The organism is Sphaerimonospora cavernae, assembly GCF_042435035.1.
GTDB lineage: Bacteria > Actinomycetota > Actinomycetes > Streptosporangiales > Streptosporangiaceae > Sphaerimonospora > Sphaerimonospora cavernae.
This window is the reverse complement of sequence record NZ_JBHMQT010000070.1, coordinates 10,563-24,646: the sequence shown is the minus strand read 5'-3', so window position 1 is coordinate 24,646 and position 14,084 is coordinate 10,563. Positions and strand designations below refer to the sequence as shown.

At 70.4% G+C, this 14,084-nt stretch carries 13 protein-coding genes; 7 read left to right on the top strand and 6 right to left on the bottom strand.

Annotated elements, in window-relative coordinates; translation table 11 throughout:
• Positions 1–149: 149 nt before the first annotated feature.
• Both ACFHYQ_RS28485 and ACFHYQ_RS28480 read left to right on the top strand, forming a co-directional pair.
• Positions 150–1,226 carry a ThiF family adenylyltransferase gene (locus ACFHYQ_RS28485; RefSeq protein ID WP_394304234.1) on the top strand — a complete coding sequence of 359 codons (1,077 nt, stop codon included), beginning with the start codon at positions 150–152 and terminating at the stop codon, positions 1,224–1,226.
• The gene (locus ACFHYQ_RS28480) at positions 1,223–2,554 is read left to right on the top strand and encodes an ABC1 kinase family protein (protein ID WP_394304233.1); all 1,332 of its coding nucleotides are present in this window, start codon (positions 1,223–1,225) and stop codon (positions 2,552–2,554) included. The genes ACFHYQ_RS28485 and ACFHYQ_RS28480 overlap by 4 nt, the downstream gene beginning before the upstream one ends.
• 30 nt (positions 2,555–2,584) lie before the next feature.
• Here the strand turns inward: ACFHYQ_RS28480 and ACFHYQ_RS28475 are convergent, their stop codons facing one another.
• The 5 genes from ACFHYQ_RS28475 to ACFHYQ_RS28455 form a co-directional block, all read right to left on the bottom strand.
• On the bottom strand, positions 2,585–2,767 hold the full coding sequence (locus ACFHYQ_RS28475) for a hypothetical protein (protein ID WP_394304232.1): 183 nt from the start codon (positions 2,765–2,767) through the stop codon (positions 2,585–2,587).
• A gap of 64 nt (positions 2,768–2,831) precedes the next feature.
• Positions 2,832–3,095, bottom strand: a complete 264-nt coding sequence (locus ACFHYQ_RS28470; RefSeq protein ID WP_204018708.1) for a WhiB family transcriptional regulator — start codon at positions 3,093–3,095, stop codon at positions 2,832–2,834.
• A 120-nt stretch (positions 3,096–3,215) separates the two neighbouring features.
• Positions 3,216–3,527, bottom strand: coding sequence for a hypothetical protein (locus tag ACFHYQ_RS28465; RefSeq protein WP_394304231.1), 312 nt, complete (start codon positions 3,525–3,527; stop codon positions 3,216–3,218).
• 117 nt (positions 3,528–3,644) lie between these two features.
• Positions 3,645–4,538 carry an acyl-CoA thioesterase gene (locus ACFHYQ_RS28460; protein WP_394304230.1) on the bottom strand — a complete coding sequence of 298 codons (894 nt, stop codon included), beginning with the start codon at positions 4,536–4,538 and terminating at the stop codon, positions 3,645–3,647.
• Between the two features lie 26 nt (positions 4,539–4,564).
• Entirely contained in the window at positions 4,565–6,637 is a 2,073-nt protein-coding gene (locus ACFHYQ_RS28455; protein WP_394304229.1) for an ATP-dependent DNA helicase UvrD2, read from the bottom strand.
• Between the two features lie 139 nt (positions 6,638–6,776).
• On the opposite strand from ACFHYQ_RS28455, the gene ACFHYQ_RS28450 reads away from it, so the two are divergent.
• Together ACFHYQ_RS28450 and ACFHYQ_RS28445 are read left to right on the top strand one after the other, a co-directional pair.
• Complete coding sequence (locus ACFHYQ_RS28450) at positions 6,777–7,817, top strand: alpha/beta hydrolase (protein ID WP_394304228.1); 1,041 nt, start codon at positions 6,777–6,779, stop codon at positions 7,815–7,817.
• A gap of 134 nt (positions 7,818–7,951) precedes the next feature.
• Positions 7,952–8,191, top strand: a complete 240-nt coding sequence (locus tag ACFHYQ_RS28445; RefSeq protein ID WP_394304227.1) for a mycoredoxin — start codon at positions 7,952–7,954, stop codon at positions 8,189–8,191.
• Between the two features lie 42 nt (positions 8,192–8,233).
• On the opposite strand, the gene nudC is transcribed toward ACFHYQ_RS28445, so the two are convergent.
• Positions 8,234–9,154 carry an NAD(+) diphosphatase gene (nudC, locus tag ACFHYQ_RS28440; RefSeq protein WP_394304226.1) on the bottom strand — a complete coding sequence of 307 codons (921 nt, stop codon included), beginning with the start codon at positions 9,152–9,154 and terminating at the stop codon, positions 8,234–8,236.
• 133 nt (positions 9,155–9,287) lie between these two features.
• Between nudC and ACFHYQ_RS28435 the strand changes: the two genes are divergently transcribed.
• Genes ACFHYQ_RS28435 through ACFHYQ_RS28425 form a run of 3 tightly spaced genes read left to right on the top strand, consistent with a single transcriptional unit; the run spans position 9,288 to position 14,073 of the window.
• Complete coding sequence (locus ACFHYQ_RS28435) at positions 9,288–10,568, top strand: ATP-grasp domain-containing protein (protein WP_394304225.1); 1,281 nt, start codon at positions 9,288–9,290, stop codon at positions 10,566–10,568.
• The gene (locus ACFHYQ_RS28430) at positions 10,565–12,409 is read left to right on the top strand and encodes an IucA/IucC family protein (RefSeq protein ID WP_394304224.1); all 1,845 of its coding nucleotides are present in this window, start codon (positions 10,565–10,567) and stop codon (positions 12,407–12,409) included. The genes ACFHYQ_RS28435 and ACFHYQ_RS28430 overlap by 4 nt, the downstream gene beginning before the upstream one ends.
• Positions 12,406–14,073: an IucA/IucC family protein gene (locus ACFHYQ_RS28425; RefSeq protein WP_394304223.1), complete on the top strand. Its 1,668-nt coding sequence runs from the start codon at positions 12,406–12,408 to the stop codon at positions 14,071–14,073. The genes ACFHYQ_RS28430 and ACFHYQ_RS28425 overlap by 4 nt, the downstream gene beginning before the upstream one ends.
• Positions 14,074–14,084 lie beyond the last annotated feature (11 nt).

Here is a 14,084-nt window from a genome sequence, read left to right as displayed (position 1 = left end):
TTTTCCCTGGTCAATCGGGCGAACATGACCTTGCGGGCGCGAATGTCCCGCCGGATCTGGCATTTACCGGCCACCAACACCCGGTAATTATCCACAGCCTCGCCTGAACCGGCGCACGCACTCCCGGCGTGTGACAAGGTCTGTCGGCTATGAGACCTCGTCTGAAGCCGGTGCTGCGCCGAGTCGAGCGGGACGACCGCACCCTGCAGTTCGGCGTCCATCCATCCCACGCGATCATGCTGGCCGAAGTGGAGCCCGCCGTCCGGCGGCTGATCGACCGCCTCGACGGCAGCAGGACGCTGGAACAGATCGTGGCGGAGAGCGATCTGGGTGAGGACGCCACTCGCGAACTCGTCGGGATGCTCGCCGCACACGGCCTGATCGAGGACGCGGCGGTCCCTCCCGGGCCGCTCGCCAACCTGGACCGGGCCGAACGGGACCGGCTACGCCCCGAACTGGACAGGCTCGCCCTCACCTCGGCCGACGGCGGCATGGGCGCGCTGACGCGCAGGCGCGCGGCCCGGGTCCGGATCTACGGCGCCGGCCGGGTCGGCGCACAGGTGACCAGCCTTCTCGCCGCCGCGGGCGTCGGGCACATCTGCGTGGTCGATCCCGGTACGGCACGGCCCCAGGACGTCGCGCCCGGCGGGCTCGGGCGGCAGGAGATCGGCATGCCACGCGAGGACGGCGCCGTCGCGGTCGCCATGCGGATCGCGCCGGACGTCAACGCGTGGCCCGGCCGTGCCGCGTCCCGGCCAGCCGACCGGGCGCCCCACCCCGACCTGGTGGTCCTCGCCCCCGTCGGCCCCCTCGATCCGCTGCTCGTCCGCGAACTCACGGCGGAGGGGATCACGCACCTGCCGGCCACCGCGTTCGAGGGCCACGGGTCAGTCGGCCCGCTCGTGGTCCCTGGCCGCCCGCTCTGCCTCGGCTGCCTCGATCTCACCCGCAGGGACAGGGACCCGTCCTGGCCGTTGGTCACCGCGCGGATCGGCGGCCACCCTCCAGGGGAGATCGCATGCGACGGGGTGTTGTCTTCGCTGGTCGCGGCGCAGGCCGCGGGGTACGCGCTCCGCTACCTCGACGGCGCGGACATGGCTGAGGATGTGACCAATGGCACACTGCATGTTTTGCCCGACGGGCGTTGGCGTCGCCGCTCCTGGGAGCCGCATCCCGACTGTGGATGTAGTCGAAACCCCATATCGTCGCTAAGAATGGTCGCGTGAGTGACCTCCCCCACCGTGCCGTGGCCCGCTCGGCCAAGCTCGCCACGCTCCCGCTCGGGTTCGCCGGCCGTACCGCACTGGGACTGGGCAGGCGACTCGGCGGCGCGTCGGCGGAGCTCGTGGCCCACGAAATCCAGCGACGTACCGCCGACCAGATCTTCAAGGTTCTGGGTGAGCTCAAGGGCGGAGCCATGAAGCTCGGCCAGGCGCTGTCCATCTTCGAAGCCGCACTGCCATCCGAGATCGCCGGGCCGTACCGGGCGACGCTCACCCGGCTCCAGGACGCGGCGCCGCCGCTGCCGGCGGCGACCGTTCACCGGGTCCTCGCCGAACAGTTGGGCGACGACTGGCGGGACAACTTCAGGGAGTTCGACGACAACCCGTCGGCTGCGGCGTCCATCGGACAGGTGCACCGAGCGGTCTGGCACGACGGCCGCCCTGTCGCCGTGAAGATCCAGTACCCCGGTGCGGGCAAGGCCCTGATCTCCGACTTCAACCAGCTCGCACGTCTGGGCAAGCTCTTCTCGGTGCTGCTGCCCGGTCTGGACATCAAACCGGTTCTCGGGGAGTTGAAGGATCGGGTCGCCGAAGAGCTCGACTACCTGCGGGAGGCCGAGGCACAGCACGCGTTCGCCCAGGAGTTCAGGGACGACCCGGACTTCTTCGTGCCGGACGTGATCGCGGCCAACGAGCAGGTCCTGGTGACCGAGTGGCTGACCGGAACGCCACTATCAAAGATCATCGAGAGTGGGAGCAAGGCGGAGCGCGACCTGGCCGGCCTGCGTCTCGTCCGGTTCCTCTTCTGCTCGCCATCCCGGGTGGGCATGCTCCACGCCGACCCTCATCCGGGCAACTTCCGGGTGATGGATGACGGGCGCCTGGGAGTGCTCGACTTCGGGGCGGTCAGCCGGCTGCCCGACGGTTACCCCCGCGCCTTCGGCACGCTCACCCGGATCTTCAACCAGGGCGATATGGAGACCGTCGTCCGGGGCCTTCGCGAGGAAGGGTTCATCCGCCCGCACATCGAGGTGGATGTTGATGCCCTCCGCGCGTTCCTCGCGCCCTACGTCGAGCCCACCCGGGTCGAGGAGTTCACCTTCAGCCGGGAGTGGCTGCGCCGGCAGGCGGCGGCCGTCGCCGATCTCCGGCCGAACAACATCGTGCGCCAGCTCAACCTACCCCCGTCCTACGTGCTGATCCATCGTGTTCACGCGGCGGGCGTGGGTGTGCTGTGCCAGCTCGGCACCACCGCCAGGTTCCGCGACGAGGTCGTCCGATGGGTGCCCGGTTTCGCCGACGAACCCGGCCCGGAAAGGCCCGGGCACTGATCGCGTGCCCGGGCCTTTCCCCAGAGTTCCCTACAGGCGTGCCAGCGCGTGGCTGAGTCGCTTCGAGGCACGCTCGATCTGCCGGCGTGCCCGCCGCACGCTCAGGACCCGGCCGGCCAGCCGCGCTGCCTCCGCCTCACGGTGAAGGGTGCGTATTCGCTCATCTACCAGTTCCTGGTAGAGATACATCGAGGCGTTCGGGGAGATGGTCATCTGACTGGATCCTTCCTTGGATTTCTTACGTTTCCGTGTGTCTCGCGCGTCTCGCGCGTCTCGGTCAGGCGGCGACGGGCGTCTTGCGCGGACGCCCCCGCGGGCGCTTCCGGGGGACGATGACCCCCCGGAGGATGAGCTCGCCGCCCCAGACGCCCCACGGCTCCTCGCGCTCCAGCGCGCGGGCCAGGCAGGCCTGCCGGATCGGGCAGCCGCCGCAGAGCGCCTTGGCGAACTCCACGTCGTCCGGAGACTCGGCGAACCACAGGTCGGGGTCGGTACGACAGGGGATTTCGGCTTCGATCAGGTCCATGACCGGGGCCGCCATCTGCGTCACCTCTTTGAATGGTTTGGTCTGGTTGTCCTCGTGAGCGGGGTGGAATCGTGGCCGACAAAACAAGAAGGCCGCGGATCCTGGTCGGATCCGCGGCCCGGAGAAGGAGACCGGTCATCTCGTGACTGGTTCTCTCCAGGCGTACAACGGACCCGGCGCCCCGCCGTCAGCGGTGCGGTCGAACTGCTCGTCGCGCATCGGTCGGTCCACCAGGGCGACCTGATATGCATCGATCTCATGCCGCGCCATGCCGAAGGTGGCCGAGCGAAGCTCGGCGGCAGTCCTCGTCTGGACGGCGCCGACCTGCGCGAAGGCGGCCACGCCACGCCGCAGTTTCGTCTGCTTCGTCTGGGCGGCAGCGACGACGGCGGCACTCGGGCAGGCAGAGGCGAGCCATGGCGTGACGAACGTGAACATGCTCTCCACCTGACTCACCTCCACTCAGTAGTAGTACGACAGCCGGAACAGGATCGTCCGACCGGCTTGACCATGACCCTAAATCCCAACCGCCGGGCCGAGCAACCTATTTTCTACCTGCGATTTTCACGACTTCGTGACATCATCGCCAACGCGTATCAGGCACTCCTGCACCACGGACACCGCCAGTTTTCCGGAGGCGGTGAACATCTGTCCGCGGGCCAGCCCGCGAGCCCCTCCCGACCACGGCGACTCCTGGGCGTACAGCACCCACTCGTCGGCACGCAACGGGCGGTGGAACCACATCGCGTGATCGAGCGACGCACCGGAGATGTCGGCCGCCCCCCAGGCTCGCCCATGGGCGAGCAGCACAGTGTCCACCAGCGTGAAGTCGGAGGCATAGGCGGCGAGCACGACATGCAGCAGCGGGTCGTCGGGGAGGTCGGCCTCATACCGGAACCACACGTGGTTCTCGTCGGACACGACGGGAGCCCCGGCGTCATCGGCGGGCGCCTCCCACGGCAGCCGGTGCACATATCGCACGTCGACCGGGCGCGGCTTCGACAGCCATTCGCGCCACGCCGGGTCGTCCCCCACCACGTCGAGCATGCGCTGTCGGAAGGTCCCCAGGCTCTCCGGCTCGGGAACGGGCGGCATGGCGACTGACTGGTGCTCCAGGCCATTCTCGGCGATGTGGAACGACGCCGACATCGAGAAGATCGCCTTGCCGTGCTGGATGGCCGTGATCCGCCGCGTGTTGAACGAGCGGCCGTCACGCACCCGGTCGACGTTGTAGACGATCGGGACGGCGGGGTCACCGGGCCGGATGAAGTACGCGTGCAGTGAGTGGACCAAGCGGTCCGCCGGGACCGTACGGCCCGCCGCGACGAGCGCCTGAGCCGCGACCTGGCCGCCGAAGACGCGCTGGATCCGTTCCTCCGGGCTGCGCCCCCTGAAGATGTCGAGCTCGATCTGCTCCAGGTCGAGCAGGTCCAGCAACTCCTTGAGAGCCGAGTTCACGGGGCCTCCAACCAAAGGGGGAGCTATTACTCATCAGTAACACCGGTGACACTACTATCGCCTGCGGCGCGACACAGCTCCATTACGGCTTCGCCGTACCGCTCAAGCTTGACGCGCCCGATCCCGGCGATGGCCAGCAGGTCCGCCTCCGTGGTCGGCACCCGCTCGGCGATCGCCTGAAGCGTCACATCGGTGAATACGACGTAGGGCGGAACCTTGGACTCCTTGGCCGCGGCGCTCCGCCACGACCTGAGGCTTTCGAGCAGGGCCTCGTCGTAGTCGGCCGGACAGCCCGCACAGCGGCCCAGCTTCTGCTCAGGTGCCGCCGCCAGCGTCTTGCCGCACACCCGGCAGTGCAGCGGCACGGCCGGCCTCCTCCCCGCGGTCCGCTCCGAACGGCGTCCGGCCTTGACCGCCGGGGCGGGAAGCTGATGAGACAGCCCCTCCAGGAAACGGGAGGGTCGCCGGGAGCGGCGGCCACCGGGTGAGCGGGCCAGCGCCCAGGACATGTGCAGGTGCTCGCGGGCCCGCGTGACGCCGACGTAGAGCAGCCGGCGTTCCTCCTCGATCTGCTCCGGCGTCTCCGCGTAGATGATCGGGAGCATGCCCTCGGTGAGGCCGACGAGGAAGACGGCATCCCACTCCAGGCCCTTGGCGGCGTGCAGGGAGGCCAGCGTCACACCCTCGACGGGCGGCGCGTGCTGCTCCATCGCCCGCCGCTCCAACTCGGCCACGAAACCGGTCAGGTCCGCCCCGTCGGCCGCCAAGTCCTCGGCCAGGTCGGCCAGCGCCTTGAGCGACTCCCACTTCTCCCGTGCCCTGCCGCCGCCGGGAGGCTCCGCGGTCAGGCCGATCCCGGACAGGATCGCGTGGACGGCGGGGGCCAGCGGCTCGGCTCCGCCCGCCGAGCGGGCCGCCCCCCGCAGCAGCACCACGGCCTGCCGTACCTCCGGCCGGTCGAAGAACCGCTCGGCGCCGCGGAGCAGATACGGCACGCCGGCCTCGCCGAACGCCTGCTCGTACGCCCCGGACTGGGCGTTGATCCGGAACAGCACGGCGATCTCCCTGGCCGGGACGCCGTCGGCCATGAGCTTCTTCACCGTGAGCGCGACTCCGAGCGCCTCGGCCTCCTCGTCGTCGTACTCCGTGAGAACCGGCTCGGGGCCGTCCGGACGCTGCGCGAGCAACTCCAGCCGGTGGGGCGAACGCGCCATCACCCGGTTGGCCAACGTGACCACCTGCGGGGTCGAGCGGTAGTCGCGCACCAGTCTGATCACGCTCGCCGAGGGATGCTCGACGGCGAAGCCGGTCAGATATTGCGGGGTCGCCCCGGTGAATGAGTAGATCGTCTGGTTGGGATCGCCCACCACGCACAGGTCGTCGCGCCCGCCGAGCCAGGTGTCGAGCAGCAGCTTCTGCAGGGGGTTGACGTCCTGGAACTCGTCGACGACGAAGTAGCGGTACTGCTGCCGGATCTGTGCGGCCACCTCGCGATGCTCGGTCATCACCGCGGCGGTCAGCTCCAGGATGGTCTCGAAGTCGATGAGGTTGCGCCGACGGCGCAGGTCCTCGTAACCCTCGTAGAGCCGGGCCACCTCCTCTGGAGCGATCGGCGGGGTCCGCCGGGCCTTGGCGGCCGCCGTCGGGTAGTCCTCCGGACCGATCTGGGTGACCTTGGCCCACTCGATCTCGGCGGCGACGTCCCTGAGCTCGCCCCTGTCGGCGTTACGCCGCAGATCGCGCGACGCCTCGATGAGCAGCGGCAGTTTGGACTCGATCACCTGCGGCGGATCTCCGCCGATCACCCGCGGCCAGAAGTAGCTGAGCTGGCGCAGGGCCGCCGCGTGGAACGTGCGGGCCTGGACGCCCGGTGCGCCCAGGAGGCGCAGCCGCTGCTTGAGCTCGCCCGCCGCGCGGGTGGTGAACGTGACGGCGAGCACGCTGTGCGGCTCGATCACCCCGCTGTGCACCGCGTACGCGATGCGGTGGGTGATGGCGCGCGTCTTGCCGGTGCCCGCGCCCGCGAGCACGCACACGGGGCCGCGGACCGCCTCGGCCACGGCGCGCTGCTCGGGATCCAGCCCCTCGAGGACGTCCACGTGACGCTCCCAACATGCGGTGCGGAGGATGTACTGGCATCATCCTTCCAGCAGCCTCCGACAGGTGTCCCACCGATCCGGTGGTGGGAGCCGGTCGGCGGCGCGACGTACACGCGCGACAGCGGGGAGGGACCAGGCCGTGCGGAAAGCGGCGAGAGCTGCGTTAACTCGCGTTTTCACGGCCGGTGGCGCGTTCGCGCTCACCGCCGTGCTGCTCGCTCAGGGGCCCACGAACGCGAGCACGGGCGGCGCCCATGCGGGCGATCCCACGCCCGGCCCGACGCCGAGCCCGGCTCCCACCGCCACGGCCACCGCCACGGCCACCGCCACGGCCACGGCCACGCCGGATCCCGCGGTCTCGCCCGCTCCTTCCCCCAGCGCGTCCGCCCACGCCGCCGTGCCCGTCGGCACCAAAGTGCGGACTTTCTCGTACGGCCAGCACCCACGGCAGCGGATGGACGTCTGGTGGAACTCCACCGGTCCCAGACGACCGGCTGTGTTCATCGTCCACGGCGGCTGGTGGTCGAGCGGTGACAAGAGGTCGCTGACCTCGATCAGCCAGAGCTACGTACGGCTCGGCTACACGGTGGTCAACATGAACTACCGACTGTCCGGCGACGCGCCCTGGCCCGCCCAACGGACCGACGCCCTCAGCGTGATCAAGACGGTGCGGCGGCACGCCGCCCTGTTCAACACCGACCCCGATCGCTACGTCCTGGTCGGCTTCTCCGCGGGCGGCCACATCGCCACGGCGCTCGGCACGTACGGCGACGGTCTGCCCGGCCTGCGCGGCGTCGTCGGGATCTCCCCGGTCGTGTCGCCGCTCGCGTCCTACGAGGACGGCTCGGACCCGCTCGCGGACGCCGCGGTGCGCAAGCTGCGCAAATCGGCCGCCCTGCTCGCCGGCGGGTGCACGCCCGGCAGGTGCTCCCGGGCGTGGTCGAGCATGGAGGTGGCGTTCCACGCTTCGCCGGGTGACGCGCCGGTGCTCACGTTCCACTCCGACGACGAGTTCGTCCCGCCGTACCAGAGCGAGATCCTCAGACAGGAGCTCCTGGCGGTCGGGGTCCCGATGACGATCATGACGATGCCCGGCACGCGGCACAGCTCGGCCCTCTACCGGGAACCCGGCGTCGCGGAGACCGTCCAGGCCTGGATCGCCTCCCGCCTCAACCGTTAGATCCCGCCCCGTGATCACCTATCTGTGAGATCGCGGGCCGGGGGCCGGGGCGGGAACAGGATGGGGCTGCGGCGTGTTCCAATGACTGCTCAGAACACCCCACGGCGGTGCGGTATCGAGAGAAAGGGACGAACGTGGCGCTCACGGTCTACACGACAAGCTGGTGCGGCCCCTGCAAGCGGCTCAAGAGCCAGCTCACGCGGGAGGGCATCACGTACGACGAAGTCGACATCGAACGTCACCCGGAGGCCGCGGAGTTCGTGATGAGCGTGAACAACGGCAACCAGGTCGTCCCCACCGTCGTCACTGACTGCCACACGATGACCAACCCCTCGGTCGCCGAGGTGAAGCGACACCTCGCCGGCGCCTGCTGACCGCCGAAAGCTCCCAACCGCTCAAACCCCCGGCCGTGACTCTCAGCGCCAGTCGCCGGTCCTCGAGACGGGCCCGCCGTACCAGGCCTCGATGAGCCTGCACGCTATCGAGACCGGGCCCGGCAGGCCCAACTCGCCCGACGCGACCAGTGCGGTCAACTCGGCCCTCGACAGCCAGTGCGCCTCGGCGATCTCCTCCCGGTCCAGTCGCAGTTCGGTCGTGACCGCGCGGGCGAAGAACCCGAGCATGAGGCTGCGGGGGAACGGCCAGGGCTGGCTGCCCAGGTAACGCGGCGCGGTGACGGCCACCCCGACCTCCTCCATGACCTCACGGATCACCGCGTGCTCCAGCGACTCCCCCGGCTCGACGAAGCCGGCCAGCACCGACATGCGGCCCTCCGGCCAGCCCTGACCGCGCGCCAGCAGCACCCGGTCGTCGTCATCGTGCACCAGCATGATCACCGCTGGGTCCACCCTCGGGAAGTGCTGGCTGCCGTCACGCGGGCAGACCCGCATGTGCCCGGCCGCCACGACATCCGTACGGCTCCCGCAGCTCGGGCAGAACTCATGGGTCGCGTGCCACGCCTCGAGGGCCACGGCATTCACCAGCAACCCCGCATCGCGGTCGTCGAGCAGCCCGGCCGCCTCACGCAGGGCCACCGTATCCCCGGGCGGGAGCGGGGACCGTACGGCGAAGTACGCGACGCCGTCATCATCCACGCCGAGCAGATATCTCGCGTCCTGGGCGGCCTCGGGCGCTTCGAGGGGGGAGGTCAGCGCCAGGGCCGCGCCGTCGGTGAACCTGCGGACCGACGTGCTGCCTTCGTTGACGATCAGGACCCGTGTCTTCTCGGTGGCCCAGGCTCGCTCCAGCCAATCCCCGTCATTACGCAGGAGCGCCGAACGGTCGATCGTGCCACGAGCCAGAAGCAGCGGTCCGAGGGGCCCATCCGAGATTTCCACGGCGTCATCCTTCCATGAGTGCCCGCGAGAACAACCGTCCCCCCTGCGGCGATTCCCCGCACGGAGTGATCTGACAGCGGCTACGATGACGCAAGTTAGGTAAGGCTTACCTACTGCTGATCTCGGAGGTCGCGTGCGCCTGTACCTCACCACCCTCAACCCGACCGACTCCGTGATCGACGGCTTCCTTCCCGCCGCGGCGGCCCTGGGCTGGGATGTGACCATCCTGACCGACCAACCCGAGGGTTACCCGGGTCATGAGATCATCGCGACCGATGTGCGCGACCCCCGGGCCCTGATCGACGCCATCGCCGCGCACCACCGCCCGGACGTCGTGTTCTCCAACTCCGACCACCTGCAGGCCGAGACCGCCCTGGCCGCCGAGTACTTCGATCTGCCGCACAAGGACTGGCGTGCCTGCGCCACGGCCAAGAACAAGGCACTCATGCGCCGTCGCCTCCGCCTCGCCGCCGTGGAGCCGGTCCGGTCCGTACGGCTCCCGCCCGGCACGGCCGCCATGCCGGAGGCGGTGCCGTACCCGGTGCCGTACCCGGTGGTGGTCAAGCCCGCCATGGGTGTGGCCAGCGAGGACGTCGTGCTGGCCGCAGGCCCGGCGGAACTCGCCGCCGCGGTGTGCGAGATCAGGAAACGGCGGCCGGACGACGTGCTGGTGGCCGAGGAGTACCTGGAAGGGCCACTCCACACGCTGGAGACGCTGGGCGACGGCCGGTCCACGGCGGTCATCGGGGGGTTCCGCACCACGCTCGGGCCGCTCCCCCACTTCGTCGAGGAACGCCTGGACTGGCATCCCGTTCCCCCGACGGATCACCGGCGCCACGTGTCCGCCGCGCTCGCCGCCCTCGGAGCCGGCCTGGGCGCCTGCCACACCGAGTACGTCATCACCCGGGACGGCCCGCGCATCATCGAGGTCAACTACCGGCTGATCGGCGACAACTGCGACTTTCTGCTGGCCGACCTGGTCGGCGTGCCGCTGCACGAGTGGGTCCTGCGCGTCCACGCCGGAGAGCCGATCCCGGACCCGTTTCCCGGCGTCTTTCCCGGCGTCTTTCCCGGCGTCTTTCCCGGCGTCGCGGAGCCGTACGGCCCGGGCCGCCACAGTGTGGATCTACATGGCGCGGTGGTCAGCGTCGTCGCCGACCGGCCAGGCGTGATCACCGCCGCCCCGCCCGCCCTGGCCCCTTCCCAGGCCCCGCCGCTTCCCCAGGACCGCTCGACACCGCGAAACGGCGTGCGCCTGTGGCATCGTCCGCTGCGCGCGGTCGGCGATCGGATCGACCCGACCAACACCAACCGGGACTACCTGGGTCTCATCCGCGCGATCGGCCCGGACCGGGCCGGCATCGACTCCGCGATCGACGCCTTCCGCGCCGCCCACCCCTGGGTGATCGCATGACGCGTGTCTCCGGCCGGGAACGCCACCTGGCGGCGCGCGTGCTCAATGCCCTGATCAGGGAGGACTACGGCGGGATCACCGCCCGGCTCACCCGGGACAAGAAGGGGGTCACGCTGCGTCTCGCCTCGGGCCGGCGGGTGCGCCTGGCCGCCGACTCACCGTTCCAGGACTTCGCCGTCCCCGTGCCACCCCTCGGAGCTGAGAACACGGAGAAGACGGAGAAGAACGCCGAAGGAGGGCCGAGCCTGGCGGAGGTGCTGCGAACACTGGAGGCCGTCGCCGAACCGGCCGACGCCGCCGGTGTCGCCGCCTTCGCCAGAGAGTGCCGCGAGACGCTGACCGCGCTGGAACTGCACCACCGACACCGCGGCCGGGTGCTCAGCCGCCTGCGCTCGGAGAGCACCGGCCGCGGGCTGATCTTCTACGAGGCGCTGGCCGCGGGGGTGGATCATCCGGTCTATCCCACCGCCCGCTGCCGCCTCGGCCTGTCCCCCGACGACCTGGTCGGCCACGCCCCCGAGTTCGCCCCGGCGTTCCGGCTGGCCTGGGCGGCGGTGCCGTACGGACACGTCACGGCGACCGTCGATCCGGGCGACTTCCCGTGGTGGCCGCTCCCCGAGCACGTCGGCCTCCCCCGGGCGATGTCCCGGACCCACATGCTCTTCCCCGTTCACCCGCTCACCGTGCCCGCACTGGCCGACGCCCCCTTCGTGGACGCCCCCTTTGGGGACGTCCCCGTCATCGCGGCGCCCGAGCCGTACCTGACCGTCCGGCCGACGCTGTCGATGCGTACGGTCGAGGTCGGCGAGCAGATCCACCTCAAGCTGCCGCTCCCGACGAGCACACTGGGCCTGCGCAACCGCCGATCGATCAAACCGGGCACGCTGCGCGACGGCGCCCTCGCCGAGTCGCTGCTGCGGGAGGTGCTCACCCGTGAACCGCTGATGCGGGTGTCGCTCACGGACGAGCAGGCCTACGGCCATGCCGGGCACGAATACCTCGGCTGGCTGGTCCGGGGCCTGCCCGAGGGGGAGATCGTGCCGGTGGCGGCGCTCCTCGCCGTGCTTCCCGAGGTTCCCGCGCTTCCCGAGGTTCCCGCGCTTCCCGAGGTTCCCGCGCTTCCCGAGGTTCCCGCGCTTCCTGAGGTTCCCGGCCCCGTCTCCGGCGAGGGGCGCCGACCCCGGATGGTGTTGCACGACCTCGCCGACCGGTTCCACGGCGGTGACCTCACGCCGCTGCTGCGCGACTACCTTGCCGCGCTCTTCGACTGGAACGTCACACTGTTCGTGCGGTACGGCATCGCGTTGGAGGCGCATCAGCAGAACCTGGCGCTGCTGTTCCGCGATGGATCGATGCGGCTGTTGATAAAGGACAACGACGGACTGCTGGCCTCCCCCGATCTTCTACGGGCGGCGGGAATCGAGGTGCCGGACTTCGGCGACGACCGCATGCTGACGCGTGACCCGCACGCCCTGGCCGACGTGTTCGTGACCATCACCCTTCACCTGGCCGCGATGGCCGTGGTCCACGGAGCGCTCGCCGACGTCGCCACCGCCGGCGGTCTGGTCCGGGAGGCGCTGTCGGCGGCCCTCGACCGGTGTGGCGACGTCCCGATGGCCGCGCTGCTGCGGGCCAGGACGATCGACGCCGCGCGGCTCGTCGGGAAGTCGATGCTCGTCGCCGGGACGCTCGTCGCGAAGGAGCGAACGGGTGCGCGCGACATCAACAAGTTCTACGGCACGACCGGCCCCAACTATCTCCGTCCACGACCGAACCGCGCCGCCGTCGGCATCGCACCGCCCCGTGCAGCCGACCGCCGGGCACCCGAAAGGCTTCCATGAACAGCCTGCTGCTCGACCCGCATTCCGCCCTGGCCGAGGAGGTCACGCTCGGCGCCCTGCTGCGCTGCTGCGTACGTGAACTGTGCGGGTCCCGGGTGCGGACCGCCGGGCCGTACCTGCTGGCGAGCATCGGGGGGACCCGCGTGCGCGTACCTGCCCGTGGTGGGATCGCCCTGCACTTCTGTGGTCGCGCTCAGCGGCTGGCTGGCGGAGTGTGGGAGCCGCTGACCTCGGACATGCTGATCAAACTCGTCGAACGGGAGCTCGCGGAAGATCTCGACAGTGGCTTCAACGGGGAGTTCGCGGCGCAGGTCGCAGCCAGCCGGGACGCCGTCGCGACGCTCCTGGCGGCCCGCGAGCTCGCCACCCCCCCGGCGGACCCATGGCTCGCCTCCGAGCAGGCCCTCGTGGCCGGACACCCGTTCCATCCCTCGCCGAAGACGCGAACCGGCACGGGATGGGAGCGGTACGCACCGGAGGCGCACGCGCGCTTCCCGCTCCGGCTGCTCGGCGTCCGCGCGGACCTCATGATGGGCGAGGGCGACACGTCGGCACTCGACACGATCGCGGCCGCTCCGCCGGGGTACGTGCCGCTGCCCGCGCATCCGTGGCAGCTCGAACTGCTCGCGGCCGACCTGCGCGCCCCGCTCGCCGACGGGCGGCTCGTCGATCTCGGGTACGGCTCCCGCCCGGTCTTCCCCACCTCGTCGGTGCGGACCGTGTACGACCCGGTCTCGGCGGTCTGTCTCAAATTCAGCCTGGACGTACGGATCACCAACTGCGTGCGGAAGAACGCCTGGTACGAACTGGTCGGATCGGTCGAGCTCACCCGGCGGCTCGAACCGATCTTCGACCGGCTGGCCGAGCGGTTCCCGGGCACCCGATGGCTGCCCGAGCCCGGGTATCGGTCGGCGGGTCTCGGCACCCGGCTTCTCGAAGGCCTGGGGGTGATCGTGCGGTCCGGCCCCTGGTCCGGGTGCGGGCCCGGCGTCACCCCGGTCCTCGCCGCCGCGCTGGCCACCTCTCCATACGTCTTGGCCACCTCGCCGTGCGGCATGGCGGAAGTGCGGGGCACGGGGGTTCCGGAGGTCGTCGAGGCACGCCGGCGGGCCGAACCGATCACCTGGTGGCGGGCCTACGTCGAGTGCGTTGCCGTACCGTCGCTCGACGCCTTCGTCCACCACGGCGTCGTGCTCGAACCGCACCTGCAGAACGTGCTGGTCGGGGTCGATCCGGATGGCCTGCCCGTCGAGGCGATATTCCGTGATCTGGAGGGGGCCAAGCTGGTCGAGGGCCGCCACGACCTGTCGGGTCTGCCGGAGCGGGTCGCCGAGGCGATGACGTACGCGCCCGACCACGGCTGGAACCGGGTCGCGTACTGCCTGATGGTCAATCATCTGGCCGAAGTCGCCGCCACCGTCGCGGAAGTGGCCGACCAGAATCGCGAGCGTCACGTTCTGCGTGAACTCTGGGTGGCGGCCAGGGAGGTGCTGTCTCGCTACGCCGAAGAACGGGGATGGCCGGCCCCGCTCAGGGCGTTGCTCTCCGACGCGACGTTGCCCGCCAAGGCCAACCTCGGCGTGCGGTGGCGACGGCACGCCGACCGCACCGCCGGATACATCCCCGTCGCCAACCCACTCGTGTCAATCGGCCCTGGCCGCTGACCAGCCGGTTT

What these genes read in the sequence shown, in the direction of transcription:
- ACFHYQ_RS28425 (WP_394304223.1), top strand. Translation starts at nt 12,406, where the DNA reads ATGAACAGCCTGCTGCTCGACCCGCATTCCGCCCTGGCCGAGGAGGTC.
- ACFHYQ_RS28475 (WP_394304232.1), bottom strand. Translation starts at nt 2,767, where the DNA reads ATGACCATCTCCCCGAACGCCTCGATGTATCTCTACCAGGAACTGGTA.
- ACFHYQ_RS28470 (WP_204018708.1), bottom strand. Translation starts at nt 3,095, where the DNA reads ATGGCGGCCCCGGTCATGGACCTGATCGAAGCCGAAATCCCCTGTCGT.
- ACFHYQ_RS28430 (WP_394304224.1), top strand. Translation starts at nt 10,565, where the DNA reads ATGACGCGTGTCTCCGGCCGGGAACGCCACCTGGCGGCGCGCGTGCTC.
- ACFHYQ_RS28485 (WP_394304234.1), top strand. Translation starts at nt 150, where the DNA reads ATGAGACCTCGTCTGAAGCCGGTGCTGCGCCGAGTCGAGCGGGACGAC.